This is a genomic window from Mesorhizobium metallidurans STM 2683 (genome assembly GCF_000350085.1).
GTDB classification, from domain to species: Bacteria; Pseudomonadota; Alphaproteobacteria; order Rhizobiales; family Rhizobiaceae; genus Mesorhizobium; species Mesorhizobium metallidurans.
Window position 1 is genome coordinate 1 of record NZ_CAUM01000039.1, and the last position, 23,913, is coordinate 23,913.

Annotated in this window: 21 protein-coding genes and 1 pseudogene; 20 read left to right on the forward strand and 2 right to left on the reverse strand. The window is 62.4% G+C overall.

What is annotated here, in order from left to right:
• Positions 1–263: 263 nt before the first annotated feature.
• The 18 genes and pseudogenes from MESS2_RS07460 to MESS2_RS31930 form a co-directional block, all read left to right on the forward strand.
• Positions 264–1,547 (forward strand): efflux RND transporter periplasmic adaptor subunit, encoded by a 1,284-nt coding sequence (locus MESS2_RS07460; RefSeq protein ID WP_040592457.1) that lies wholly within the window; start codon positions 264–266, stop codon positions 1,545–1,547.
• A gap of 4 nt (positions 1,548–1,551) precedes the next feature.
• A complete protein-coding gene (locus MESS2_RS07465) occupies positions 1,552–4,704 on the forward strand; it encodes an efflux RND transporter permease subunit (protein ID WP_008873553.1) in 3,153 nt (1,050 codons plus the stop codon).
• A gap of 11 nt (positions 4,705–4,715) precedes the next feature.
• Positions 4,716–6,209, forward strand: a complete 1,494-nt coding sequence (locus MESS2_RS07470) for an efflux transporter outer membrane subunit (RefSeq protein ID WP_008873554.1) — start codon at positions 4,716–4,718, stop codon at positions 6,207–6,209.
• Positions 6,210–6,455: 246 nt separating this feature from the next.
• The gene (locus MESS2_RS07475) at positions 6,456–7,343 is read left to right on the forward strand and encodes a PhnD/SsuA/transferrin family substrate-binding protein (RefSeq protein ID WP_008873555.1); all 888 of its coding nucleotides are present in this window, start codon (positions 6,456–6,458) and stop codon (positions 7,341–7,343) included.
• The gene (locus MESS2_RS07480) at positions 7,340–8,797 is read left to right on the forward strand and encodes a sensor histidine kinase (protein WP_008873556.1); all 1,458 of its coding nucleotides are present in this window, start codon (positions 7,340–7,342) and stop codon (positions 8,795–8,797) included. The genes MESS2_RS07475 and MESS2_RS07480 overlap by 4 nt, the downstream gene beginning before the upstream one ends.
• Positions 8,787–10,130, forward strand: coding sequence for a sigma-54-dependent transcriptional regulator (locus MESS2_RS07485; protein WP_008873557.1), 1,344 nt, complete (start codon positions 8,787–8,789; stop codon positions 10,128–10,130). Before MESS2_RS07480 ends, MESS2_RS07485 begins: the two co-directional genes overlap by 11 nt.
• Positions 10,131–10,285: 155 nt before the next feature.
• A complete protein-coding gene (locus MESS2_RS07490; RefSeq protein WP_008873558.1) occupies positions 10,286–10,813 on the forward strand; it encodes an arsenate reductase (azurin) small subunit in 528 nt (175 codons plus the stop codon).
• A gap of 13 nt (positions 10,814–10,826) precedes the next feature.
• Positions 10,827–13,289 (forward strand): arsenate reductase (azurin) large subunit, encoded by a 2,463-nt coding sequence (locus MESS2_RS07495; RefSeq protein WP_008873559.1) that lies wholly within the window; start codon positions 10,827–10,829, stop codon positions 13,287–13,289.
• A gap of 237 nt (positions 13,290–13,526) precedes the next feature.
• On the forward strand, positions 13,527–13,859 hold the full coding sequence (locus MESS2_RS07500; protein ID WP_008873560.1) for an ArsR/SmtB family transcription factor: 333 nt from the start codon (positions 13,527–13,529) through the stop codon (positions 13,857–13,859).
• A gap of 14 nt (positions 13,860–13,873) precedes the next feature.
• Positions 13,874–14,380, forward strand: a complete 507-nt coding sequence (locus tag MESS2_RS07505) for an arsenate reductase ArsC (RefSeq protein WP_008873561.1) — start codon at positions 13,874–13,876, stop codon at positions 14,378–14,380.
• 5 nt (positions 14,381–14,385) lie between these two features.
• Positions 14,386–15,069, forward strand: a complete 684-nt coding sequence (locus tag MESS2_RS07510; RefSeq protein ID WP_008873562.1) for an aquaporin — start codon at positions 14,386–14,388, stop codon at positions 15,067–15,069.
• Positions 15,066–15,488 carry an arsenate reductase (glutaredoxin) gene (gene arsC / locus MESS2_RS07515; RefSeq protein ID WP_008873563.1) on the forward strand — a complete coding sequence of 141 codons (423 nt, stop codon included), beginning with the start codon at positions 15,066–15,068 and terminating at the stop codon, positions 15,486–15,488. The genes MESS2_RS07510 and arsC overlap by 4 nt, the downstream gene beginning before the upstream one ends.
• A 69-nt stretch (positions 15,489–15,557) precedes the next feature.
• Positions 15,558–15,878, forward strand: coding sequence for an ArsR/SmtB family transcription factor (locus MESS2_RS07520; protein WP_008873564.1), 321 nt, complete (start codon positions 15,558–15,560; stop codon positions 15,876–15,878).
• Positions 15,879–15,926: 48 nt separating this feature from the next.
• Complete coding sequence (locus tag MESS2_RS07525; RefSeq protein ID WP_008873565.1) at positions 15,927–17,306, forward strand: NAD(P)/FAD-dependent oxidoreductase; 1,380 nt, start codon at positions 15,927–15,929, stop codon at positions 17,304–17,306.
• Positions 17,303–18,529 (forward strand): MFS transporter, encoded by a 1,227-nt coding sequence (locus MESS2_RS07530; protein WP_008873566.1) that lies wholly within the window; start codon positions 17,303–17,305, stop codon positions 18,527–18,529. Before MESS2_RS07525 ends, MESS2_RS07530 begins: the two co-directional genes overlap by 4 nt.
• Before the next feature lie 189 nt (positions 18,530–18,718).
• Positions 18,719–19,360, forward strand: coding sequence for a glutathione S-transferase family protein (locus tag MESS2_RS07535; protein ID WP_008873567.1), 642 nt, complete (start codon positions 18,719–18,721; stop codon positions 19,358–19,360).
• A 135-nt stretch (positions 19,361–19,495) separates the two neighbouring features.
• The gene (locus tag MESS2_RS07540) at positions 19,496–20,995 is read left to right on the forward strand and encodes a helicase HerA domain-containing protein (RefSeq protein WP_008873568.1); all 1,500 of its coding nucleotides are present in this window, start codon (positions 19,496–19,498) and stop codon (positions 20,993–20,995) included.
• 21 nt (positions 20,996–21,016) lie between these two features.
• Positions 21,017–21,492 (forward strand): annotated as a pseudogene (locus tag MESS2_RS31930) (hypothetical protein); the annotation flags it as partial.
• A gap of 33 nt (positions 21,493–21,525) precedes the next feature.
• Here the strand turns inward: MESS2_RS31930 and MESS2_RS07550 are convergent.
• A complete protein-coding gene (locus MESS2_RS07550) occupies positions 21,526–21,969 on the reverse strand; it encodes an SRPBCC family protein (RefSeq protein WP_008873570.1) in 444 nt (147 codons plus the stop codon).
• A gap of 107 nt (positions 21,970–22,076) precedes the next feature.
• On the opposite strand from MESS2_RS07550, the gene MESS2_RS07555 reads away from it, so the two are divergent.
• On the forward strand, positions 22,077–23,225 hold the full coding sequence (locus MESS2_RS07555) for an amidohydrolase (RefSeq protein WP_008873571.1): 1,149 nt from the start codon (positions 22,077–22,079) through the stop codon (positions 23,223–23,225).
• A 96-nt stretch (positions 23,226–23,321) separates the two neighbouring features.
• Here the strand turns inward: MESS2_RS07555 and MESS2_RS07560 are convergent, their stop codons facing one another.
• The gene (locus MESS2_RS07560; protein ID WP_008873572.1) at positions 23,322–23,657 is read right to left on the reverse strand and encodes a LysR substrate-binding domain-containing protein; all 336 of its coding nucleotides are present in this window, start codon (positions 23,655–23,657) and stop codon (positions 23,322–23,324) included.
• 118 nt (positions 23,658–23,775) lie between these two features.
• On the opposite strand from MESS2_RS07560, the gene MESS2_RS33230 reads away from it, so the two are divergent.
• The coding region (locus MESS2_RS33230) for an SDR family NAD(P)-dependent oxidoreductase (protein ID WP_157357636.1) at positions 23,776–23,913 on the forward strand (138 nt) is incomplete at its 3' end.

The window sequence follows — 23,913 nt, forward strand, 5'->3', positions numbered from 1 at the left end:
GTTCATCGCGCAAGTCGATCCTGGTGGCGCTGCCGCTGTCGGTCGGCGGTGCACTCGGTTTCATGCCGATCACCGGCAAGGCGCTTGGCATATCGCCGCTGATCGGCATACTGATGCCGATGGGCGTCGCGGCCAAAACTCGATCCTCCTCGTCATGGACGACATCCAGCGCTTCCTCGGCCGGCATCTCAACCGGCTCCTGGTGGAACCATCCGATGCCGGCAGCCAGGCGGCTTCAGCAATTTCAGGGAAAGATCCAGGCCATGCGCATCCAGTCTAGTCATTCTCCGCTGCCGGCACGCCGGCTCGCGCCCTGGGCCGGCATGCTGTGCGCGGCGCTTCTTCTGGCGGCCTGCTCGCAGGAGCAAAGCAAACCCCCGGCAGGCATGGGCGGTGTCGGCAAACCTGAGGTCGGCGTCGTCACCTTGCAACCGCAATCGGTGGCGATCACCGCCGAACTACCGGGCCGCACGACAGCTTCGCTTACCGCGGATGTGCGTCCGCAGGTGAACGGCATCATCCAGGCACGGCTGTTCAAGGAAGGCAGCGAGGTGGTGGTCGGGCAGCCGCTCTACCTCATCGACCCGGCGAGCTACCAGGCAGCGTATGACAGCGCGGTCGCGGCCCGGCAGAAGGCGGAGGCTGCAGTGCCGACCGCGCAGGCCAAGTTCGACCGCTATGCCGGATTGCTGAAGCAGAACGTCGTCTCCAAACAGGATTATGACGATGCCGCGGCAACGCTGGCACAGGCCAACGCGGATGTCGCGTCGGCCAAGGCCAGCGTCGAAACCGCCCGCATCAATCTCAACTACACCAATATCACAGCGCCGATCGCCGGCCGTATCGACAAATCCTCACTGACGCCCGGGGCGCTCCTCACCGCCAACCAGGACACCGTGCTGACCACCATACGCGCGCTCGATCCGATCAACGTCGATGTCACGCAATCGAGCACCAATCTGCTCAATCTTCGCCAGGCCATCAATGAGGGTCGGCTGAAGTTCAGCGGCCCCAATGTCAGCGTCAAGCTGAAGCTCGACAACGGCACCATCTATTCGCAGACCGGCAAGCTGGAATTCGCCGGCGCCAATGTCGACCAGACGACCGGCACGTTCGCATTGAGGGCCGAGTTTCCCAATCCGGACCGGTTGCTTCTGCCTGGTATGTATGTGCGGGCGCTGGTCGAGGAGGGCGTCGCCCAGAACAGCTTCCTGGTGCCGCAGCGCGCCGTCAGCCGCAACACCAAGGGTGAGGCGACGGCAATGGTCATCAATGCCGCGGGCAAGGTCGAGACCCGCGTGCTCACCGTGCGCAACAGCGTCGGCAACAACTGGCTGGTGGATTCAGGCGTTGGCGATGGCGACCGCGTCATCGTCGAGGGCATGCAGCTCGTGCGTCCCGGCGGCGACGCAACGGGTGTCGAAGTGACGATCGACGAGGCGACCGGCGAGGTCAAGGACCGCGAGCAGACATCAGCCGTGCCGGCCTCTTCCAAGCCGGCCAGCGATGGTCGACCAACGGCGCCTGGCGCCTCGACCGGGAACTGAGCGAATGTCCATATTCTTCATCAACCGACCGATCTTTGCTTGGGTGATCGCCATCGTGATCATGCTGGGCGGCCTGCTGGCGCTCACCTCGCTGCCGATTTCGCAATATCCGCAGATTGCGCCGACCACGGTCAACATCAGCGCGACCTATCCCGGCGCCGACGCCCAGACGGTGGAAAATTCGGTGACCAAGGTCATCGAGCAAGGCATGACCGGCATCGACAATCTCGACTACATGACGGCGACCTCGACCTCGACCGGTTCGGCCTCGATCACGCTGACCTTCACCACGGCGGCCGATCCCGACACCGCCCAGGTGCAGACGCAGAACAAGCTGCAGCTGGTGCAGTCTCAGTTGCCGCAGGTGGTTCAGAGCAACGGCATCACCGTCTCCAAATCCTCGACCGGCTTCCTGATGGTCATCGGCTTCGTCTCCAGCGACGGCAAGATGAACTCGACCGATCTCGCCGACTATGTCGACGCCACCGTCAACGACACGCTGAAGCGCGTCGAAGGTGTCGGCTCGACGCAGCTTTTCGGTTCCGGCTATGCCATGCGCATCTGGCTCGACCCGGACCAACTCGCCAAATATGCCCTGATGCCGAGCGACGTGGCTTCGGCGATCGAGGCGCAGAACACCCAGGTTTCGGCCGGCCAGCTCGGCGGCCTGCCGGCGCGCAAGGGCCAGCAGCTCAATGCAACGGTGACCGCCAAAAGCCGGCTGCAAACCGCCGAACAATTCCGCAACATCATCCTGAAGAGCCAGTCGGACGGGTCGCTGGTTCGCCTCAACGACGTCGCCACCGTCGCACTCGGCGCCGAAAGCTATACGACGCAAGCCAACTACAACGGCAAGCCGGCAGCGGGCGTCGCCGTCAATTTGGCGACCGGCGCCAACGCCATCAACACCGCCGAGGCGGTGCGCACGACGATCGCCCGCCTGAGTTCGACCTTCCCGCAAGGGGTCGAGGTCGTCTATCCCTACGACACCTCGCCGTTCGTGCGGCTGTCGATCGAAGAGGTGGTCAAGACGCTGGCCGAGGCGATCGTGTTGGTGTTCCTGGTGATGTTCGTCTTCCTGCAGAATTTGCGCGCCACCATCATCCCGACCATCGCCGTGCCGGTGGTGCTGCTCGGCACGTTCGGCGTGCTGTCCTTGTTCGGCTATTCGGTCAATACGCTGACCATGTTCGCCATGGTGCTGGCCATCGGCCTGCTCGTCGACGACGCCATCGTCGTCGTGGAGAATGTCGAGCGCGTGATGCAGGAGGAAGGCCTGCCGCCGAAAGAGGCGACGCGCAAATCGATGAACGAAATCACCGGCGCGCTGATCGGCATCGCCACAGTGCTCTCGGCCGTGTTCGTGCCGATGGCTTTCTTCGGCGGCTCCACCGGCATCATCTACCGGCAATTCTCGGTGACCATCGTCTCGGCGATGGTGCTCTCCGTGCTGGTCGCGCTGGTGCTGACGCCGGCGCTTTGCGCCACGATTCTGCGGCCGCCCAAGGACCATGCGACGCAGAAAGGTCCGTTCGGCTGGTTCAACCGCGTCTTCGATCGCGGCACGCTCGCCTATCGCGACGGCTCGCACGGCATCATCAACAGGGGCAAGCGCTTCCTCGTCGTTTTCCTCGCCATCGTCATCGCCATGGGCTGGATGTTTGCCCGGCTGCCAAGTTCGTTCCTGCCGGAAGAGGATCAGGGCATCCTGATCACCAGCGTGCAGCTGCCGGTCGGCGCGACGCAGGACCGGACCGAGCGAGTGCTGACTGAAGTGACCGACCACTATCTCAACCAGGAAAAAGACGCGGTCGAAGGTGTCTTCACCGCCTCCGGCTTCGGCTTCGGCGGCGCCGGACAGAATGTCGGTATCGCTTTCGTGCGGCTGAAGGATTTCGACCAGCGCACATCGCCGGCTTCGGCGGCGCAGGCGATAGCCGGCCGTGCGATGGGCGCCTTCTCCAAGATCAGGGACGCCCAGGTCTTCGCGCTCGCTCCGCCTGCCATCCAGGGCTTCGGCAACACCAATGGTTTCGATTTCTATCTGCAGGACGTCAATGGCACCGGCCATGACGCGCTGATCCAGACGCGCAACCAGCTTCTGGCCTTGGCCGGGCAGAGCAAGCTGCTCGCCAACACAAGGCCCAACGGCCAGGAGGACCAGCCGCAATTCTCGGTCGACATCGACCAGGAAAAGGCCAGCGCGCTCGGCGTCAGCCTCGCCGACATCAACGACACGCTCTCAACCGCCTGGGGCAGCGACTACGTCAACGATTTCATCGATCGCGGACGGGTGAAGCCGGTCTATCTGCAGGCGGACGCGAACTTCCGCATGCAGCCGGAAGACCTGGATAAATGGCAGGTCCGCAATTCCAACGGCGCCATGGTGCCGTTCTCGGCCTTCGCCTCGAGCCACTGGACATTCGGCTCGCCCAGGCTCGAACGCTACAATGGTTCGGCCGCGGTCGAGATCCAGGGCGCGGCGGCCACGGGCGTCAGCTCGGGTGCTGCGATGGACGAGATCGACAGGCTGGTGGCGCAGCTGCCTGCCGGATATTCCCACGAATGGACCGGGCTGTCGCACCAGGAGCGGCTTTCCGGCAACCAGGCGCTGTCGCTTTATGCGATTTCGGCGCTGGTCGTGTTCCTGTGCCTGGCCGCGCTCTATGAAAGCTGGTCGATCCCGTTCGCCGTCATGCTCTCGGTGCCGATCGGCATCTTCGGCGCGCTGCTGGCGGCCAGCCTGTTCGGCCAGACCAACGACGTCTATTTCAAGGTCGGGCTGCTGACCACGATCGGCCTTGCCGCCAAGAACGCCATCCTCATCGTCGAGTTCGCCATCGAGCGGCAAGTCGCCGGCATGGGGCTCGTCGAGGCGACGCTGGAAGCGGCGCGACAGCGGCTGCGGCCGATCCTGATGACGTCGCTGGCCTTCATCCTCGGCGTGACGCCGCTGGCGATCGCCAGCGGCGCCGGCTCGGGGGCGCAGAACTCGGTCGGCATCGGCGTCATGGGCGGCATGATCGCGGCGACGGTGATCGGCGTGTTCCTGGTGCCGCTGCTGTTCGTGACGGTGCGGCGCATCTTCAGGGGCAAGGCGGCCAAGCAGGATACCGGGCATACGGGCGAGACGCCAGCGACAGCCAAACAGCAATAAGGGTTCTTCATATGACAGGTTTTGAACGTGGCTCGGTGGCCGCGAGGCGGACGGTCGTGCCGATTTTCACCGCTGTCCTGCTCGCGGGATGCGTAGTCGGCCCGGACTATCAGAAGCCGCTCCTGCCTATGCCGGTGAACTGGAGCGGTCAGAAGCCGGCAAAGGCCGCCAGGCCGGCCCAGCTGTCGAAATGGTGGCAGCGCCTGCGCGATCCCCAGTTGAACACGCTTGTCGAGGACGCGGTTGCCGGCAATCTCGACGTCGCAACCGCCAAGGCCAGGATCCGCGAAGCGCGGGCCAGCTATCGCCAGAGCATCGGCACATTGTTCCCCTCCATCGACGGCTCCGGCTCCGCCATGCGCAGCAAGGACAGCTCGTCCACATCGAGCAGCAGCGATCCCTACAGCCTGTACCAGGCCGGCTTCGATGCCAGTTGGGAACTCGACCTGTTCGGCGCCAACCGCAGGGGCGTCGAGGCAGCGCGCTATGGGCTGGATGCCTCCGAGGAGGAGCTGCGCTCAACCCTGCTGACGCTCGTTGGCGACGTGGCGTCCAGCTATGCGCAGGCGCGCGGCTATCAGGCCCGTATTCAGCTCGCCCGGCGCGCGGCCGCCTCGCAAAAGCAAACCGCGGTGCTCACCCGCACCATGGCGCAAGCCGGCACGGCGACGGCGGCGGATGTCGCCAAGGCCATGGGACAGGCAAGCAGCACGGAGGCCGACGTTCCGACGCTGGAAGCAGGCTATGCCGAAGCGGTGCACCGCCTCTCGGTGCTCACCGGCCGGCCGCCTTCCGCCCTGAACGAGCGGCTGAAGCGCGGCGCGCCGATTCCTGCGCCGCGCCTGCCGATCCCGGCCGGGATTCCGGCCGACATTCTGCTCGCCCGCCCGGACGTGCGCATGGCCGAGCGGCAATACGCGCAATACACCGCCAAGATCGGCCAGGCCGAGGCGGCACGCTACCCCTCGGTCAGCCTGACGGGAAACATCGACACGTCAGCCTTCAAGCTCGGCGATCTCGGCAAGAACTCCTCGATCGGCTGGTCCTTCGGGCCGACGCTCAGCGTGCCGCTGTTCAATGCCGGCCAGCTGAAGGCGGCCGTCGAGGTCGCCAAAGCCCAGCGCGACCAGTATTTCATCGCCTACCGGTCGTCCGTGCTGACGGCACTCGAGGATGTGGAAAACGCTCTCGTTGCGCTACGCCAGGAGCGCATCAGGAACGGCAAGCTGGCTTCCTCCGCGAAATCCTACGCAGACGCGGCGCGCCTCGAAGGCACGCTCTACAAGGCCGGAGAGACAAGCCTTCTCGAAGTGCTGGACGCGGAGCGCTCGCTGTACTCGGCCGAGGACGATCTGCTGCAAAGCCGCATCGCCATCGCCACCGACTACATCGCGCTCAACAAGGCGCTCGGCGGCGGCTGGGACGGCACGATCGATGCCGGCAAGCCCGCGATCGTTGACGTCAAGACCGGCCCACGGCTGGCGTCGAAGCCTGTGGTGCAGTGAAGAGGGATGCGCCTGGCTTCGCAGGCAGCCCGGCGTCCAACACTACCGGCAATCGACTTTCAAAGTACCTGTCGAGATCCTCTGGAGAACCGGTCCACTATGTCACCTCACATTGATATCGCCGCTTTATGATTGTCCACGGCAGATACTCTTCAGTCGACGAAGCAAAGGCCGACAAATTTCTGACAGCTATCGCATTCACCGTTCTGGATATATTCTACCATCACTTCGGGATGGGAGGAGCCGGTGGTGGGCCGCGAAAAGAAGAACCTGCGTCAAAGCCGTCGCGATTTCATCAAAGCAGGATTGGCCGGCACGGCGGCTCTGACTTTCAGCCACGCATCCGGTGCCGAAATTGGCACTTTTCAGTTTGGGCTGACGCCAGTGTTTCTTTCCAACGACCTTGAGCTCCTCGGTCACCTACGAACCTATCTTTCATCCAAACTTGGCGGTCCCGTCGAGCTCGTGACCCGTCGAACCTATCAGGAAATCACCGCCCTGCTTGTATCTGGCCGGATCCACTCAGCCTGGATTTGCGGCTATCCGTACGTCCAGTACAAGGCCGAGCTCGATCTTGTTGCTACGCCGGTTTGGCACGGAAAGCCGCTCTACCAATCTTATCTGATTGCGGCCGCGGGCCGTTCTGTTGACGGCTGGACTGAACTCAATGGCGATGTTCATGCGTTTTCTGACCCGGATTCGAACTCGGGCTTTCTGGTAACCCGGACGCTTCTCGCGAAGAACAAGCTCCCGCCCGAGTTTTTCTTCTCACGGAGCTTTTTTACCTATGGGCACCGGAACGTCGTTCGAGCAGTGGCATCGGGTCTGGCGCAATCGGGTAGTGTCGACGGTTATGTCTATGAAGTGATGCGCGAGACTGAGCCCGACCTGATCAAACAGACCGAGATCGTTCGCAGATCGGAATGGTTGGGGTTCCCGCCGGTGGCTTCGCCCAAAACCCTGGCTGGCGATGCCAGAGTAAAGGCACTGCAGCAGGCCCTTGTTTCAATGAATGGCGATCCCGAGGGACAAAAAGTTCTCGACCTTCTTCGGCTGGACGGATTCCAGGCAACGGACCCATCGCTCTTCGACACGATAGAGGCAGAAGTTCAAATCGTCAGGCAGTTCGGATGAGCGCGACCCGCCGATTCAGGTCGATCCCGGTCACTTTTCGCGTACCGGCAATGGTCGCGCTGCTGATGGTCGTGATCAGCGCAGCCATTTCCGAGCGTGTCCTCGATCGTCTTTCGAAAACACAGGAGAGCTCCCTGAATGGCCTTGCCGAGACGTATCTCGACGGCCTGTCATCGGCAGTCTTGCCGGCAGTGCTGCGCGGCGACGTCTGGGAAGTTTATGATGCGCTCGATCGATCTTCATCTTCGTACGCCGCGCTATCTCCAGTCGAAACGGTCGTAACGGGTTCGGATGGTCGAATTCTTGCCGCTACTGATCCCAATCGAATGGCCACGTTCTCGCGACTGCAGGATAGCTATCTCAATCGCTTTGGTCCAGGCATAGTGACGATCGATGAGGCCGCATTGACTGGCTTTTCAAAGCGGGAACTCGTCTACCAAGGTCAGCCCATTGGCGCCATTCACGCTACATTCGATGTGTCGCACCTGTTCGCCGAACGACGTGAGATTCTTGTAACTCTTCTGGTGACCAACAGCGTGCTGGCCGTCCTGTTTTCGCTCGGCGGCTTTGTCATCGTAAGGCAGATGATCGCACCGATGCGGATCCTTGAGAACCATATGCGCTCGGCGACGCACGGAGCGGCAGAGCCAATTTCTCCGAACCAAATTCCGGAAGGAGATTCAGAAGTGGCGGGGCTGTTCCGCGGCTACAATACGCTCGTCCATGCCGAGCGCGAGCGGGCAAATTTCGCCATGCAACTCGCCGAGGAAGAAAAATTGTCCAGCCTGGGTCGACTGGCATCCGGAATGGCTCATGAAATCAACAATCCGCTGGGAGGGCTGTTCAACGCTTTGGATACGCTGAAGACGCATGGCGAAACGCCTGGTGTTCGCGATACGTCGATAAGCCTGATCGAGCGTGGCCTCGCCGGCATCCGGGACGTGGTCGAGGCCGCGCTTGCGACCTATCGACCGGAACGGTCGCATCGCCCATTGTCGGCCGACGATCTTGACGACGTCCGCCTCCTGCTGAAGCCAGAGCTGCGCCGAAAACAGCAACGGCTGGACTGGAATATCGTCTGGAACGAGTTGCGGGAATTGCCGATCAAGGGAGGGCCTGTGCGTCAAGCTGTCCTGAATCTCCTTTTGAACGCAAGCACGGTCACGCCCGAAGGAGGAGCGCTTTCGCTGAAGGCGGACAGTTCGGGGAGCTACTTGAGTATAGAGATCGGCGACCAAGGTCCCGGTATCCCGGCCGAGATTGCCGGAATTCTCATCGACAGCGATCCTGGCCCTGCGGTGCGGGCTGGACGGGGCTTGGGCCTCTGGATGGTTCGTCGCGTGGTTGACGATCTCGGAGGAAGTGCCACTATTGCGGTCAAAAAAGATGGAGGGGCGGCGGTCACGCTGACCATTCCATTCGAAGGGGAGAGCATAAAAGCCAATGCAGCCTGACCCCGCCCGTATCGGCCTCGTTGAAGACGATCCTGTGATGGGAGGGTCGATCGTTCAACGCCTTGAACTCGAAGGTTGGCGAGTCACATGGTGGCAATCAGGGCGAGACGCCATCTCGGGAATAGAGGGGCTTTCCGATTCTCTTGATCTGGTGATCTGCGACATCCGCTTGCCAGATATTTCCGGCGAGGTCGTTTTCAGCGAGCTTGCCAACCTGCCGAACTCGCCACCCTTCCTATTCGTGACCGGCCATGGGGAGATTGACCAGGCGGTCCGCTTGATGCGATCCGGCGCCGTCGATTTCATGACCAAGCCATTTGCCATGGAAGAGTTCCTGCGGCGCATCGATGCCGGACGACGCACAACGCATAGCCAGCTACGCCTCAAAGGCTATTTCCTTGGCGAGTCCCCGGCCATCCAGCATGCCGAAGACCTTCTGCGTCGCTATGCGGGACACGATCTGCCGGTGTTGATAACCGGAGAAACCGGTTCCGGCAAAGAGGTGGCCGCCCGCTTGCTGCATGAGGTTTCACCCCGGCGCGCCGAGCCATTCATCGCCGTCAACTGTGCGGCGATCCCGGCCGAATTGCTCGAAAGCGAGATATTTGGTCATGAGAAGGGGGCGTTTACCGGTGCGCAACAGCGGCACCTCGGCTATGCCGAGCGAGCCGGAAAGGGCACATTGTTTCTGGATGAGATCGGCGACATGCCCATGCCGCTCCAGGCAAAGCTCCTCAGGCTGATCGAGGCCGGAAGTTTCAATCGGGTCGGAGGCGAGACGTGCTGCACGTTCCGTGCACGGGTCGTTTCTGCCACCCATCGTGACCTCAGCCAACGCGACCGACCATCCAGCTTCCGGGAGGATCTCTATTTTCGGCTAGCGGTGTTGCCGGTGACAATACCGCCTTTACGCGAGCGGCACGAAGACATTGCCTGGTTGCTCGACAGGTTTCTTGAAAATGCTGCGAGCCGGTCAAATACCCGCATCCGGGGGTTCAGCGCACTGGCCGAGGAGGCAGCTCTGGCCTATCCCTGGCCCGGAAACGTGCGAGAGCTTAGGAACCGCGTCGAGCGGGCGGTGGCGTTGTCGACCAGCGAATGGATCATGCCCGGTGACCTGTTCCCGGAGCGGGCGACGAAGCCGGGTAACGCGGCATTTGTTCCTCTCGCCGATGTTCGCGATGCCGCCGAGCGGCGCCAGATCGAACGCGCGCTCGATGAAACCGGCGGACAAATTGCGAAAGCAGCTAGTCTGCTTGCGATCTCCCGAACGACGCTCTGGGAGAAAATGACGCGGCTCGGGCTTGTGGATCGGGTGCGTTCGACTTCCTGAACCTTCGGCAGCGCAGCATGTTCGGATTTCCGGACGTTGCTGACACTATGCGACACGTCCTTCCTCAACTTTCCCGATGAAACCAACGGTTTTTCCGGTTGGCACAGGCGTTGCAGAGTTCCTGGCGACGAGATTTCGCCAAATGGGAGGAATGCATGGACCGCTGCAACAGACTGGTCGACGTCGGACGCCGTCAATTTCTAAGGGGAGGGGCATTTGCCGCCGCAGGGATGGCCTCGGCCGTGGCATTGCCGGCGCAAGCCCAGACCAAGGCTGCGCCCGGTCTGGCCTTGGTCGACTACCCGTCGCACAAGCTGGCCAATATAGCCGACTTGAAGCCGAACGAGCCATTGGACGTCGGCTATCCTGATGAGAATGCTCCCGGTGTCCTGCTGAAGCTTGGGACCAAAGTGGAAGGCGGCGCCGGACCGGACGGCGACATCGTCGGGTTCTCGACCACATGCCCGCACAAAGGCTTTCCGCTGAACTACAACGCCGACGATCACAGCTTCAATTGCCCCGGCCACTATTCGCGCTTTGACGCGGATGCCGGCGGGCAGCAGATCTGGGGTCAGTCGACCGCAAACCTGCCGCAATATGCGCTCCGCATCGACGACAAGGGCGACATCTATGCCGAGGGCGTGGATGAGCTGCTCTACGGTCGTCTGAGCAACGTACTTTAAGGGAGGATCGGATATGGCTTACAAACGTCACATCGACCGCCTGCCGATCATCCCGGCGGACGCGAAGAAGCAAAACGTCACCTGCCACTACTGCATCGTCGGCTGCGGCTACCACGCCTACACTTGGCCGAGCAACAAGCAGGGCGGAACCGATGCTGCCTCGAACGCTTTCGGGGTTGATCTTTCCGAGCAGCAACCTGCTGAGACCGACGCCTGGTATGCGCCCTCCATGTACAATATCGTCAAGCAGGACGGGCAGGATGTCCATATTGTGCTCATGCCTGACAAGGACTGCGAAGTGAATTCCGGTCTTGGCTCGGTGCGCGGCGCGCGTATGGGCGAATTGCGCTATTCCACCGCCCGCGGTTCACAGCAGCAGCGACTGACGAGCCCCATGGTCTGGCGTTATGGGCAGATGCAGCCGACATCGTGGGATGATGCTCTCGACCTTGTTGCGCGCGTGACAGCAGCCGTGGTCAAGGATCAAGGTGAAGACGGGCTCTTCGTTTCCGTTTTTGACCATGGCGGATCCGCTGGTGGTTACGAAAACACCTGGGGAACCGGCAAACTCTATTTCGGCTCGATGAAGGTGAAGAACATCCGGATTCACAACCGGCCAGCCTACAACTCCGAAGTTCACGCCACACGTGACATGGGGGTTGGCGAGCTCAACAATTGTTATGAAGACGCGGAGCTTGCCGACACCATCGTTTCTGTCGGCAACAACCCGCTCGAAACCCAGACCAACTACTTCCTCAACCACTGGATTCCGAATCTGCGCGGAACCTCGATGGAAAAGAAGAGGGCGCAGCTTCCGGACGAAGCTCACGCGAGTGGACGTATTATCTTCGTCGATCCGCGTCGCACGGTTTCGGTCAATGCGGCCGAGGCGGAGGCCGGCAAAGACAACGTCATGCACCTTGCCATCAACTCCGGCACGGACATGGTGCTCTTCAACGCCTGGCTGACCGAGATCGCTGACGAGGGGTGGGTCGACAAGGCCTTCATCGACGCGTCGACCAAGGACTTCGACAAGGCGCTTGCCGCCAACAAAACCACGCTCGAGGATGCGGCGAAGATCACCGGACTCAGCGTCGATCAGATCCGTCAGTCGGCCGCCTGGATCGCCGAACCCAAGGAAGGCAAGCGTCGGCGGACCATGTTCGCCTACGAGAAGGGCCTGATCTGGGGCAACGACAATTACCGCACCAACGCGGCGCTAGTGAACGTGGCGCTTGCCACCGGCAATGTCGGCCGCGAGGGCGGCGGTTGCGTGCGTATGGGCGGTCATCAGGAAGGCTACGTCCGACCCTCGGATGCGCATGTCGGTCGGCCGGCAGCTTATGTCGACAAGCTGCTGATCGAAGGCAAGGGCGGTGTCCATCACATCTGGGCCTGCGATCACTACAAGACGACGCTGAACGCCCATCAGTTCAACATGGTCTACAAGAAGCGTACGGACATCGTGAAGGATGCGATGAACGCCGTGCCCTATGGTGACCGTGAAGCGATGGTAAAGGCGATCACCGACGCGATCAAAGCAGGCGGCCTGTTTTCCGTTGACGTCGACATCATCCCATCGAAGATCGGTGCGGCGAGCCATGTCTGGCTGCCGGCGGCCGAATCCGGTGAGATGAACCTGACGTCAATGAATGGCGAACGCCGGATGCGTCTCGTCGAGCGCTACATGGACCCGCCCGGCAATGCCAAGCCGGACTGCATGATCGCGGCGGGGCTTGCCCAGCACATGGAGAAGGTCCTTCGCGAGATGGGCGACAACGCCTATGCCGACCAGTTCAAGGGTTACGACTGGAAGACAGAAGAAGACGCCTTCATGGACGGCTACAACAAAAATGCCGGCGGCGGCGAGTTCGTCACCTATGAGCGGTTGAAGGCCATGGGCAACAACGGCTTCCAGGAACCGGCGACTGCCTTCGAGGACGGCAAGATCGTTGGCACCAAGCGACTTTACACCGATGGCAAGTTTGGGACGAAGGACGGCAAGGCGACCTTCATGGAGGCGCAGTGGCGCGGACTGCAGGCTCCCGGCAAGGAGGAGCAAAAGAAAAATAACAAGTATCTCATCAACAATGGCCGGGCGAACCAGGTTTGGCAAAACGCTTTCCTCGATCAGGAGAGCGCGTTCGTGATGGATCGTTGGCCATTTCCCTTCATCGAGATGAGCCCGGACGACATGGCCGAACTCGGCGTGAAGAATGGCGATCTGGTTGAGGTCTATAACGAGAGCGGCTCGACACAGGCGATGGTCTATCCGACGCCGACCGCCAGGAAGGGCGAGACCTTCATGCTGTTCGGTTTCCCGACCGGCGTGCAGGGCAACGTCATCAATGCCGGCACGAATGAGCTGATCCTGCCGAACTACAAGCAGACCTGGGCGAATATCCGGAAGATCTCGGATGCTCCGGAAGGCGTGAAGCACCTTTCATTCAAGTCGCAGGAGTACCAGGCGGGATGAGCCCTGCTGTTTCGCCGCGAGCCGGTCGACTTGCAAGAACACTGCGAGCGTGATGGTGACGCCGTGACGATGTACGAGCGGCCACGTGAGGGCCACCGCCACAGAACGATTTGACCGCTAAGATTGTTGACGGGCCAACGTTTGTGAAGCGAAGGTGTTGGGGGTGGCTGTCGTCATCTGAATGTCATATGTCGGCGATATGAACTCTTAATTCTGGATTTATAGATTTATAGATATATGGATAAGAAGACCGCTCTCCTTGCACTGGCAGCGCTTGGCCAGGACACCAGGCTCGAAGTGTTTCGCTTGCTGGTTCGGGCGGGCGCGGACGGCGTTCCCGCCGGAGAGATCGCCTCGCGTCTCGATACGGTGCAGAACACCATGTCGGCGCATCTGAAGGTTCTGGACCATGCCGGCCTCGTCCGTGCCGAGCGCGAGGGCCGAACGATCCGCTATGTCGCCGACATGACCGGCTTTCGCGATCTGCTTGCCTATCTCATGGAGGATTGCTGCAACGGCGCGCCGGAGCTCTGTCAGCCCGTCATCCAGGCTGTGACCTGCAAGTGTTAGAAGGGAGGCATATTATGAGCGAAACCTACAACGTTCTTTTCCTCTGCACCGGCAATTCGGCACGGTCGATCCTCGCCGAGGCCATTCTCAACCGTGTCGGAGCCGGCAAATTCAAAGCCCATTCGGCCGGCTCGCACCCGAAGGGAGCGGTCCATCCGTTCGCACTCCAGCTCTTGCAGACCCTCAACCACGACACGTCCTTCGCCCGTTCGAAAGACTGGCAGGAATTCGCGGTTCCCGGCGCGCCGGAGATGAATTTCGTTTTCACGGTCTGCGACAACGCGGCCAATGAATCCTGCCCGATCTGGCCGGGCCAGCCGATGACGGCGCATTGGGGCGTGCCCGACCCGGCTGCCGTCGAGGGCACGGACGCAGAAAGGCATCTGGCCTTCGCCGAAGCCTATCGCATGCTCAACAACCGGATCTCGATCTTCGTCAGCCTGCCGATGAACATGATCGACAAACTTGCCCTGCAGAAGCGGCTTGATGAAATCGGCCGCAATCTTCCGATAGCCGGCTAGAGATCATGGCGGCTGATCTTTCCCGTCGCATCGTCGCCGAAGCGCTCGGCACGGCGATGCTCGTCGCCGCGGTGGTCGGCTCGGGCATCATGGCGGACCGTTTGACCGACGACGTCGCCGTCGCCCTGCTCGGCAACACCTTGCCGACGGGGGCGATGCTTGTGGTGCTGATCACCATACTCGGCCCGATCTCGGGCGCGCATTTCAATCCGGCGGTGACGCTGGTCTTTGCGCTCAAGCGGGAAATAGGGGCGAACGCCGCACTGGCCTATCTCCTGGCGCAGGTCGCGGGCGGCCTTGCCGGGACGTTTCTGGCGCACGCCATGTTCGAGCAGCCGATCCTGCAGATAGCAGAGACGGCAAGAACGGGAAGCGGACAATGGCTTGCGGAAGCAGTGGCGACATTCGGTCTTGTCTTCACCATCCTTACGGGTCTTCGCTTTCGCCCGGATGCAATTCCCTGGCTGGTCGGGCTCTACATCACTGCGGCCTACTGGTTCACGGCATCGACGTCCTTCGCCAATCCGGCCGTCGCCATTGCGCGGGCCTTTTCCAACACGTTCGCGGGCATCCGCCCCGTCGACCTGCCAGGGTTCATCCTCGCCGAATTCGTCGGCGCGCTGCTTGCGATGATTTTGGCCGGATGGCTGCTCGCCGAACCAATCAGACAGATGAAGGCCGCCGAATGACCGTCACCATCTACCACAACCCCGATTGCGGCACCTCGCGCAACACGCTGGCCATCATCAGGCAATCCGGCGAGGAGCCGGAGGTGATCGAATATCTGAAAAACCCGCCGTCGCGAGAGCGGCTCGCCGAGCTCATCGCGGCAATGGGGATGACGCCGCGCGAATTGCTGCGCGAGAAGGGCACGCCTTACGCCGAACTCAAGCTCGGCGATCCCAAATGGAGCGACGGCGAGATCATCGATTTCATGCTGGCGCATCCAATCCTGATCAACCGGCCGATCGTGGTGAGCCTGCTCGGCGTCGTTCTGGCGCGGCCGTCGGAAGCGGTTCTCGACATCCTGCCCAATCGCGATATCGGGCCGTTCACCAAGGAAGACGGCGAAGTGGTGATCGATGCGTCGGGGCGGCGCATTATCTGAAGTCCGATATTTCGAGAATCCTGGAAATAGTGCTTGACGCCACGCACCTCCAGGCGCTAGCTTATTTCCATGAAACTCGAACAAGCAGCAAAACAGCTCGAGGCGCTCGGCAATCCGACGCGGCTCAATCTCTACCGCACGCTGGTCAGGGCAGGCGAGGCCGGGCGACCGGTGGGTTATCTGCAAGAGACGCTCGGCATCGCCGCATCGACCCTGTCTCATCATCTCCACCGGCTCATCCTGACCGGCCTGGTCACCCAGGAACGCCAGGCCACGACGCTGATCTGCCGTGCCAATTATCCCGTGATGAGCGATCTGCTCGGTTTTCTCGCCGATGAATGCTGCGCCGATGCCGCTTGCAGCCCGGCCTCCGGCGAGGTGGCCGCGTAAATTTTTTGCCGACTATTTCCATAATCCTAGAAAGATAGAAGGTGAATCATGGTTCTCGACAGCAATCTCCCGGTCGCAATCATCGGCGGTGGACCGGTTGGCCTGGCCGCCGCCGCCCAGTTCATCAGCCGTGGTCTCCCGGTCAAGCTCTATGAGGCCGGGGCAGGGGTCGGGTCGAACCTTCTGGATTGGGGCCATGTGCGGGTCTTCACGCCATGGCGCTATTGCGTCGACGCGGTCGCCCGAAAACTTCTTGAAAGCCATGGCTGGCACATGCCGGAGCCGGAAGCATTCCCCACGGCCAACGAGATCGTCGAGCAATATCTCGCTCCGCTTGCAAGGCTTTCCGAACTGGCGCCATCGATCGAGACCAATGCCCGTGTCGTCGCCGTTTCCCGCTGGGGCGCCGACAAGGTTCCGAGCAAGGGGCGCGAGCAAAAACCCTTCATGCTTGTGGTCGAAACGGCAGATGCCCAGCGGCGCGACACGGCCCGCGCGGTCATCGATGCATCAGGCACATGGCAGACGCCGAACCCGCTTGGCGCGGGCGGTATTGCGGCCGAGGGCGAGATCGAGCTTGGCGAGCGGATCGCCTATGGCATACCGGATGTCCTCGGCCGGGACCGTCACCTGTATGCGGGCCGCACGACATTGGTGGCCGGCTCCGGCCATTCCGCCGCCAATGCCTTGCTGGAACTGGCCAGGCTGGCACAAACCGAACCGGGTACCTCGGCACTCTGGGTAACACGCGGCACCGATCTCGTGCGCATCTATGGCGGCGGCGATGCCGACGCCTTGCCGGCGCGGGGCGAGCTTGGTTCCGATACGCGCGATCTCGTCGAGAGCGGCCGCGTCCGGCTGGTGACGGGCTTTGCCACAATTGCCATCCGTGAGGTCGACCGCCGTCTGATGGTCGAGGGGCAGACGAAGGACGGACTACGCACGCTCGGTCCCGTCGACCGGATCATCGCCGCGACGGGCCAGCGTCCCGATCTCGCCTTGACCCGAGAGCTTCGGCTGGACCTCGATCCGTGGCTTGAAAGCGTCAAGGCGCTCGGCCCGCTCATCGACCCCAACGAACATTCCTGCGGCGACGTGCCTCCGCATGGCCACCGTGAGCTCAGCCATCCGGAACGGGATTTCTACACGGTCGGGGTCAAAAGCTATGGCCGGGCGCCGACGTTCCTGCTGTTGACGGGCTACGAGCAGGTCCGCTCGGTCGCAGCTGTGATCGCCGGCGACATGGCTGCGGCCGATGCCGTGCAACTGGAGTTGCCCGAGACCGGCGTTTGCGTACCTGTTTCAAATACTTCATCGCAAGGTTGCTGCGGCGGGCCGGCGCCGGCGGCCGTCGATGCCTGCTGCGTCGCGGACGCCGAGGCAAAGACCGAAGGCAAGGCGGGATGCGGCTGCGGCGTCGCAGCATGAGCCTTGTGCCGCCTTCCACGGCCGTAATACGCCGCCGCCGCACGATCGTCGCGGCGTTGGGCGTAACACAGATCATGGCATGGGGATCGTCCTACTATCTCCCGGCCGTTATTGCGCCGACGGTCGCGGCCGAGACAGGCTGGCCGCTGGCATGGGTTGTTGGAGGGCTGTCCCTCGGATTGCTGATTGCCGGGTTGATCTCGCCATATGTAGGGGCCGCCATCGAGAGGCGCGGCGGGCGAAGCGTTCTGGCGATCAGCGCCGTTTTCATCGGGATCGGACAGATTGGACTGGCCACCGCTCCCAACCTGATCGTTTACATAGCGGCTTGGCTGGTGATTGGACTTGGCATGGGGGCTGGTCTTTATGACGCAGCCTTCGCGACCCTGGGCCGTCTTTATGGCCATGGAGCAAGATCGGCCATAACCAGCCTTACGCTGTTCGGCGGTTTTGCAAGCACCATCTGCTGGCCGCTCTCAGCCTTTCTGATGGGGGAGATCGGCTGGCGCGGGGCATGCTTGACCTATGCCGCCGTGCAATTGCTGATCGCGCTCCCGCTGTATCTCCTCATTCTGCCGCGCGGCGTTGCCGGGTCCGCCGGCCAAGCCGACCAGAACATGGTTATGGCTTCCAGGCCAAGGACGAGATCGACACCGGTCATGGTCATCCTGGCGACAACCATAACGCTCGCGGCCGTCATATCTTCGACCCTCTCCGTCCACCTTCTGACTGTCCTCCAGGCGAACGGCATGGCGCTGGCCGCTGCAGTGGGACTGGGCGCGCTTGTCGGTCCGTCGCAGGTCGGCGCGCGTGCAATCGAGATGGTTGTTGCCCGCTACCACCACCCGATATGGACCAAGGTCGTATCGGTCGGATGTGTGGCGATCGGGGTGTCGGCTCTCTGGATGGGAATGCCGATCGTCCCGTTGGCCCTGGCGTTTTACGGCGCCGGCATCGGCCTGGAATCAATTGCCAGGGGGACGTTGCCGCTGGCCCTGTTCGGCGCCTCCGGCTACGCCAGGCTTATGGGTCGTCTGGCCATGCCAAGCCTGATTGCTCAGGCCGCCGCCCCTTCCGTGGGCGCGCTGCTGGTCGAACAGCTAGGCGCGCACGGCATGCTTGCCGTGCTGTCAGCACTTGCCTTGGTCAATGTGGTGCTGGTCGGCGGGCTCGCGCTGCTGCTTTTCCGGCCCGGAGCCACGGGAATCGAACCCGTTTCATAATCGCGCACCGCGCTCCAGCAGCCGGCCATGCGACACAAGTCAGATGATGCCGTTCTTTATTCGTCGTGATCACCGCGATCGGCCCCTCGCTGAGTCAGCAAAGGCGGCATCGCGAATGTCGAAGGAGGTCGAAGGCGCGGTCCTATCTGTGATAGGGTCGAGCCGATACCATCCAGGACCAACCTAGAAATGAAACTGTTGTTCAGCCGCAATCCAAATCCTCGCCTGGCGGTCGCGGTGGCGCGCACTCTCAAGGCGAATGTCGAGTTTGAATTCGCTTCACCCATGGCGCCGGGAGAGGTTGAGCGATATCGGCGGCTTAATCCCAATCTTTCATTGCCGATACTGGCAGGCTCGGGAAACAGTCTCTGGGAGGCCGACGCCATAGCTTGCCGGCTGTCGCGCGACGCGCATTCGGATTTCTGGCGCACCGGCGACGACGAACCCGAGATGATCCGATGGCTGAGTTGGGGCAAGGAGAACTTCGTGAGAGCTTGCGACACCGTGCATTTCGAACGCGGGACCAAGCAGCGCTATGGGCTTGGCCCGATCGATCAGGAAAAGATCGAGGAGGGGCTGGGGCAGTTCCGCATTGCGGCGGCGATACTCGAGGCCGAGCTCTTCAAGCGGCAATGGCTGGTCGGGACTTCGGTTTCCTATGCCGACTTTCGAATGGCGACGTTTCTGCCCTTCAACGATGTCGCCGGATTGCCGCTCTACGATTATCCTTCTGTCGCTCGATGGTGCCGTCAGCTTGAAGAGATCGACGCCTGGCGCGATCCGTTCAAGGGACTGGATGCGCCTGAATTACCGCCGATCGGGCCCGCATAGGCGTTTTTCCAAGAGACCGGGACAGGCCGGAGTGTGGCGGTTTCGCCGCATAGGTGTGGAACACCGGCCGGCCGACCATGGGCGCTCGACGGGCCGCGGTCCGGTTGATAAGCCCTCCCCAAGGAGAGTCGAAACATGACCGTTGCGATCGAGATGGGGCACACGAGCGCGGGCGCCCCGGCGGCGCTGGATCTTGAGGAGCTACTGGCGACCCGCCTGCTGGTGCAGGGCAATTCGGGCTCCGGCAAGTCGCATCTGCTGCGCCGGCTGCTGGAACAGAGCGCACCCTGGGTGCAGCAAACCATCATCGATCCCGAAGGCGACTTCGTGTCGCTGGGCGAGCGTTTCGGCCATCTGGTGATCGATGCCGAGGAGCATACCGAGCGCGGCCTGCAAAGCGCCGGCGAGCGGGCGCGCATCCATCGCGTCTCGACGGTGCTCAATCTCGAAGGGCTCGACGCCGAGAACCAGATGCGGCGTGCCGCTGCTTTCCTCGGCGGGCTGTTCGAGGTCGCCCGCGATCATTGGTACCCGATGCTGGTGGTGGTGGACGAGGCGCAGCTCTTCGCGCCGGCGGTCGCCGGCGAGGTTTCGGACGAGGCGCGCAAGCTCTCGCTCGGCGCCATGACCAATCTGATGTGCCGCGGCCGCAAACGGGGGCTTGCCGGGATCATCGCCACGCAGCGGCTGGCCAAGCTCGCCAAGAATGTCGCGGCCGAGGCTTCCAATTTCCTCATGGGCCGGACCTTTCTCGATATCGACATGGCGCGCGCGGCCGATCTTCTGGGCATGGAGCGGCGGCAGGCGGAGGCTTTTCGCGACCTGGAGCGCGGACAGTTCATGGCGCTCGGCCCGGCGCTGTCGCGCCGTCCGCTCGGGGTGCGTATCGGCCCGACGGATACAAGTCCGCGCAATGGCACCCCGCGGCTGATGCCGCTGCCGGAAGCAGCGCTTGAGGATGCGCGCGCCATCATCCTGGCGGCGCCGCCACCGGAGACCGTCCGGCCGCAGCGCCGATCCTCGCCGGACCTGCTCGATCAATTGATGGCAGCGAAGTCGGCGGCGTTGGAAATCCGCCCCGAACCGGTGGAGGCGCCGACCAGCGCCGAGGATCTGGCGGAGCGGCGCGAGCGCGTCGATCGGGTTCTGCGCGCCATTCTGGCGCAGCCGGATGCGGGGTTCCGTGTCATCGGCGTGCTCTATCAGGAGTTCGTGGTCCGCTGCCGGATCGAGGGCCTCGCCTCGGCCGTGCCCGATCTGCCGGAGTTCCGCCGCATGCTGACGCGGGCGCGCGCCGGCCTCGGCTCCGACTTGGCGGGGGATGACGTCTGGCAGGATGTCTCGGTGCGCGCCTCGCTTCTGCCCGAGGATATGCAGGGCGTGTTCATGATGATCGCGCGCGCGGCAAAGGAGGGCTGGCCCTGCCCGAGCGACGCGGCGATCGCCCGTGCCTATGGCTCGCATTCGCTGCGCCGTGCCCGGCGTCTGCTGACCTATATCGAGGAACAGGGCCTCATCGTCTGCCAGTTCGACGGGACCGGTCGACGCACCGTGACGCTGGTCGAACTCGCCTGGGCAACGGCGCCTGGCGACCCCAATGCCGAGGCGGCGGAGCAGGGGAGTTTGGCTTTGTGAGGCTGGCAGCGCACCCACATAAGCGATGGCGACGGTCAAATCGCTCAAGTGGTGCTGGAGAGGGCACGCGCGCTTTACCTGAAAAAAGTGAGCGCGGGCGCCGTCAAGAACCCCTGCTATTTCGCCATGGATGCGACACGCCCCGGCGATTTGGGCAATGGCGTGCTGGGGCGCCGCTACTACGTCATCTGCGAAGCCAGCCGGTCGTTTCGCGCGGTCTCGGCGGCCATGGCGGCGGCCGCAATTTGAAAGGCGTCGTCGATTTCGCCAATGGCAGACGCTGCGCGAAGAATTTCGGCAATGCGATGGATACGGAATTGACGGCCGGCGGGTCCTATGTGACCGGCGAGGCGAAAACGTCGTTCAAAGGCTATTACCGCGTCGGGCGAAACAGGAGCCGTTCTGGCGGACCTTCATCCAGTTTGACGGCGAAGGCGAAGCCGCCAACGCCAGGCAGCGGCGGCGGGCACGCGGCCGCGTTGCTGAGGGGAATGTGCTTTGTCGCGTGCCTGTTGTCTCGCGCCCGGGTTCTATTGGTTGATCTCGGGTTCGACGAGTCTTGCCAGGTTTCTAAGCGACTCCTGCCAGCCGAGATAGCAAGCCTCAGCCGGAATCGCGTCCGGAATGCCGGCCTGCGTGATATCGAGTTCCGTGCCGACCGACACTTTCTTCAAGATCACGGTCACCTGAATCTCGCCAGGCAGGTTGGGATCGTCGAACCTGTCGGTGTAGCGCAGGCGCTCACTGGGAACGAGCTCGACATACTCGCCGCCGAAGGCGTGGCTGTCACCCGTCGTGAAGTTGCGGAAGGACATTTTGAAGGTGCCGCCGACCTTTGCGTCGAGGTGATGAACCGTGCAGGTGAAGCCGTTCGGCGGAAGCCACTTCGCAAGCGCATCGCCTTCGAGGAATGCGCGGTAGACCTTCTCCGGGCTGGTCGCCAGAACGCGGTGCAAACGTACAGTGCTTGGCATATCGTATGTCCTTTCTGATTGCATATCGATGCCCTAAGGACGAACAAACCTTGGCCATCCCGACACATGCCCTCGGATTTTTGTAGCACAAGCGGAGTCCTAGAAACGTGACCCTGACCAATCGAGACATTGTCGAGCTTACGGCGTGGCGCCGCAAGCTGCACCAGCAGCCGGAAATCTCGAATGAGGAGGAGAAGACCGCGAGCGAGGTCATCGGCTTCCTCGCCAATACGAGGCCGGACAAGGTGCTGAGCGGATTGGGCGGCCACGGTGTGGCGGCGATATATGAGAGCGGCCAAGCGGGACCGACGGTCATGTTCCGGTCGGAGCTCGATGCGCTGCCGATCCATGAGCTTTCGGGCGTCGAGCATTCCTCGCTGGTGCCGGGAAAATCACATATGTGCGGCCATGACGGCCACACAGCCATCCTCGCCGCGCTTGGCCGCCAGTTGGGGCGCGAAAGACCGGCCCGTGGCCGCGTCGTGCTGATGTTCCAGCCGGCGGAAGAAACCGGCAATGGCGCCGCCGGCGTCGTCGCCGATCCGCGCTTCGGCGAGATCGCGCCGGATTACGCTTTCTCGCTGCATAATCTGCCCGGCGTGCCGTTCGGCGAGGTGCGGGTCAAAGCCGGTGTGGTCAACTGTGCCTCACGCGGCATGCGGATCGTGCTGGAAGGCAAGACCGCGCATTCGTCCATGCCCGAAACGGGCGTCTCGCCAATGATCGCGGTCAGTCAGCTGATGCCGGCGCTGCCTGCGCTCGGGCGCGGAACCTTCGCCGACGACGATTTCAGCATGGTGACTGTCACCCATGCGCTGATGGGCGAAGCCGTGTTCGGCATTGCGCCCGGTCAGGCGCAGGTCTGGGCGACACTGCGGACCCGGCGCGACGACCGCATGGCGGAGCTTATAGCCGCTGCGGAAGCGCTGGCTACGAAGATCGCGGGCGAGCATTACCTTTCCGTCCGCTGCGACTATCACGAGATATTTGTTGCCAGCGTCAACGCTCCGGATGCCGTGCGGCATCTGGAGCAGGCCCTCGATGAAGAGGGCGTTGCGCGCGGCGAGGAAGACCTGCCGATGCGCGCTTCGGAAGATTTCGGCCTGTTCGGCCATAGTGCTGCGTCGGCGATGTTCTTCCTCGGCGCGGGCGAGCGGCACCCGGCATTGCACAATCCCGACTATGACTTTCCGGACGATCTGATCCCGATCGGATCAAGGATATTCATGCGCACGGCGCGCAACCTTCTGGGCTGATTGGCTACCGGTATACGAAGTTTCCCGTGTGCAGCCCAAAACTGCTGGAAGGCGCGCATCCGCTGCACGCCCGACTGATGCCGGAGCGCGCTGATTTCATTTTTCCCCGGAGACCTCCGCAAGCCAGTTCCGAACCTCTGACACCGTTGCTGGATTGCGCGGCTTGCGGGGCCGCAAAAGATAGAAGTCCGCGTCGACACGCAGTTGCGTTGCGGCCGCGCGGACGAGTTTTCCCGAAGCAATGTCCGACGCGACGAAAAACTGGCTGGCAAGAGCAAGACCCTGGCCGGCGATGGCCGCTTCAATGGCTAGGGACGTTTGACTGAAACGGATGTGCCTTGTCGGCTTTCTTGTACCGGGCGGGAATGCTGCATCGATAAATTGCCGCCAGAAATCATGCGCGTCGTGCAGCAAGGTGTAGCTCGCAAGCACGCCGTCGCCGTCCGGCTGGCCGAGCTGACCGATGAGGTATGTTCGTGGTATGGATGGTAGGACATCCTGAAATCATTCGAAGGTGAACCGTGACCTGCCAGCAAGTGGAGAAACGCACATGTCAGTAGAAAAAGTAGCACTCGTCACAGCGGGCGGTTCGGGGATGGGTGCGGCGGCGGCGAAACGCCTCGCCGCCGACGGCTTCAATGTCGGCGTCCTCTCCTCGTCCGGTAAAGGCGAAGCCTTGGCAAAGGAA

Coding starts and splice junctions, on each gene's coding strand:
- MESS2_RS07460 (WP_040592457.1), top strand. CDS start 264: ATGCGCATCCAGTCTAGTCATTCTCCGCTGCCGGCACGCCGGCTCGCG.
- MESS2_RS07465 (WP_008873553.1), top strand. CDS start 1,552: ATGTCCATATTCTTCATCAACCGACCGATCTTTGCTTGGGTGATCGCC.
- MESS2_RS07470 (WP_008873554.1), top strand. CDS start 4,716: ATGACAGGTTTTGAACGTGGCTCGGTGGCCGCGAGGCGGACGGTCGTG.
- MESS2_RS07480 (WP_008873556.1), top strand. CDS start 7,340: ATGAGCGCGACCCGCCGATTCAGGTCGATCCCGGTCACTTTTCGCGTA.
- MESS2_RS07485 (WP_008873557.1), top strand. CDS start 8,787: ATGCAGCCTGACCCCGCCCGTATCGGCCTCGTTGAAGACGATCCTGTG.
- MESS2_RS07490 (WP_008873558.1), top strand. CDS start 10,286: ATGGACCGCTGCAACAGACTGGTCGACGTCGGACGCCGTCAATTTCTA.
- MESS2_RS07495 (WP_008873559.1), top strand. CDS start 10,827: ATGGCTTACAAACGTCACATCGACCGCCTGCCGATCATCCCGGCGGAC.
- MESS2_RS07500 (WP_008873560.1), top strand. CDS start 13,527: ATGGATAAGAAGACCGCTCTCCTTGCACTGGCAGCGCTTGGCCAGGAC.
- MESS2_RS07505 (WP_008873561.1), top strand. CDS start 13,874: ATGAGCGAAACCTACAACGTTCTTTTCCTCTGCACCGGCAATTCGGCA.
- MESS2_RS07510 (WP_008873562.1), top strand. CDS start 14,386: ATGGCGGCTGATCTTTCCCGTCGCATCGTCGCCGAAGCGCTCGGCACG.
- arsC (WP_008873563.1), top strand. CDS start 15,066: ATGACCGTCACCATCTACCACAACCCCGATTGCGGCACCTCGCGCAAC.
- MESS2_RS07520 (WP_008873564.1), top strand. CDS start 15,558: ATGAAACTCGAACAAGCAGCAAAACAGCTCGAGGCGCTCGGCAATCCG.
- MESS2_RS07525 (WP_008873565.1), top strand. CDS start 15,927: ATGGTTCTCGACAGCAATCTCCCGGTCGCAATCATCGGCGGTGGACCG.
- MESS2_RS07530 (WP_008873566.1), top strand. CDS start 17,303: ATGAGCCTTGTGCCGCCTTCCACGGCCGTAATACGCCGCCGCCGCACG.
- MESS2_RS07535 (WP_008873567.1), top strand. CDS start 18,719: ATGAAACTGTTGTTCAGCCGCAATCCAAATCCTCGCCTGGCGGTCGCG.
- MESS2_RS07540 (WP_008873568.1), top strand. CDS start 19,496: ATGACCGTTGCGATCGAGATGGGGCACACGAGCGCGGGCGCCCCGGCG.
- MESS2_RS07550 (WP_008873570.1), bottom strand. CDS start 21,969: ATGCCAAGCACTGTACGTTTGCACCGCGTTCTGGCGACCAGCCCGGAG.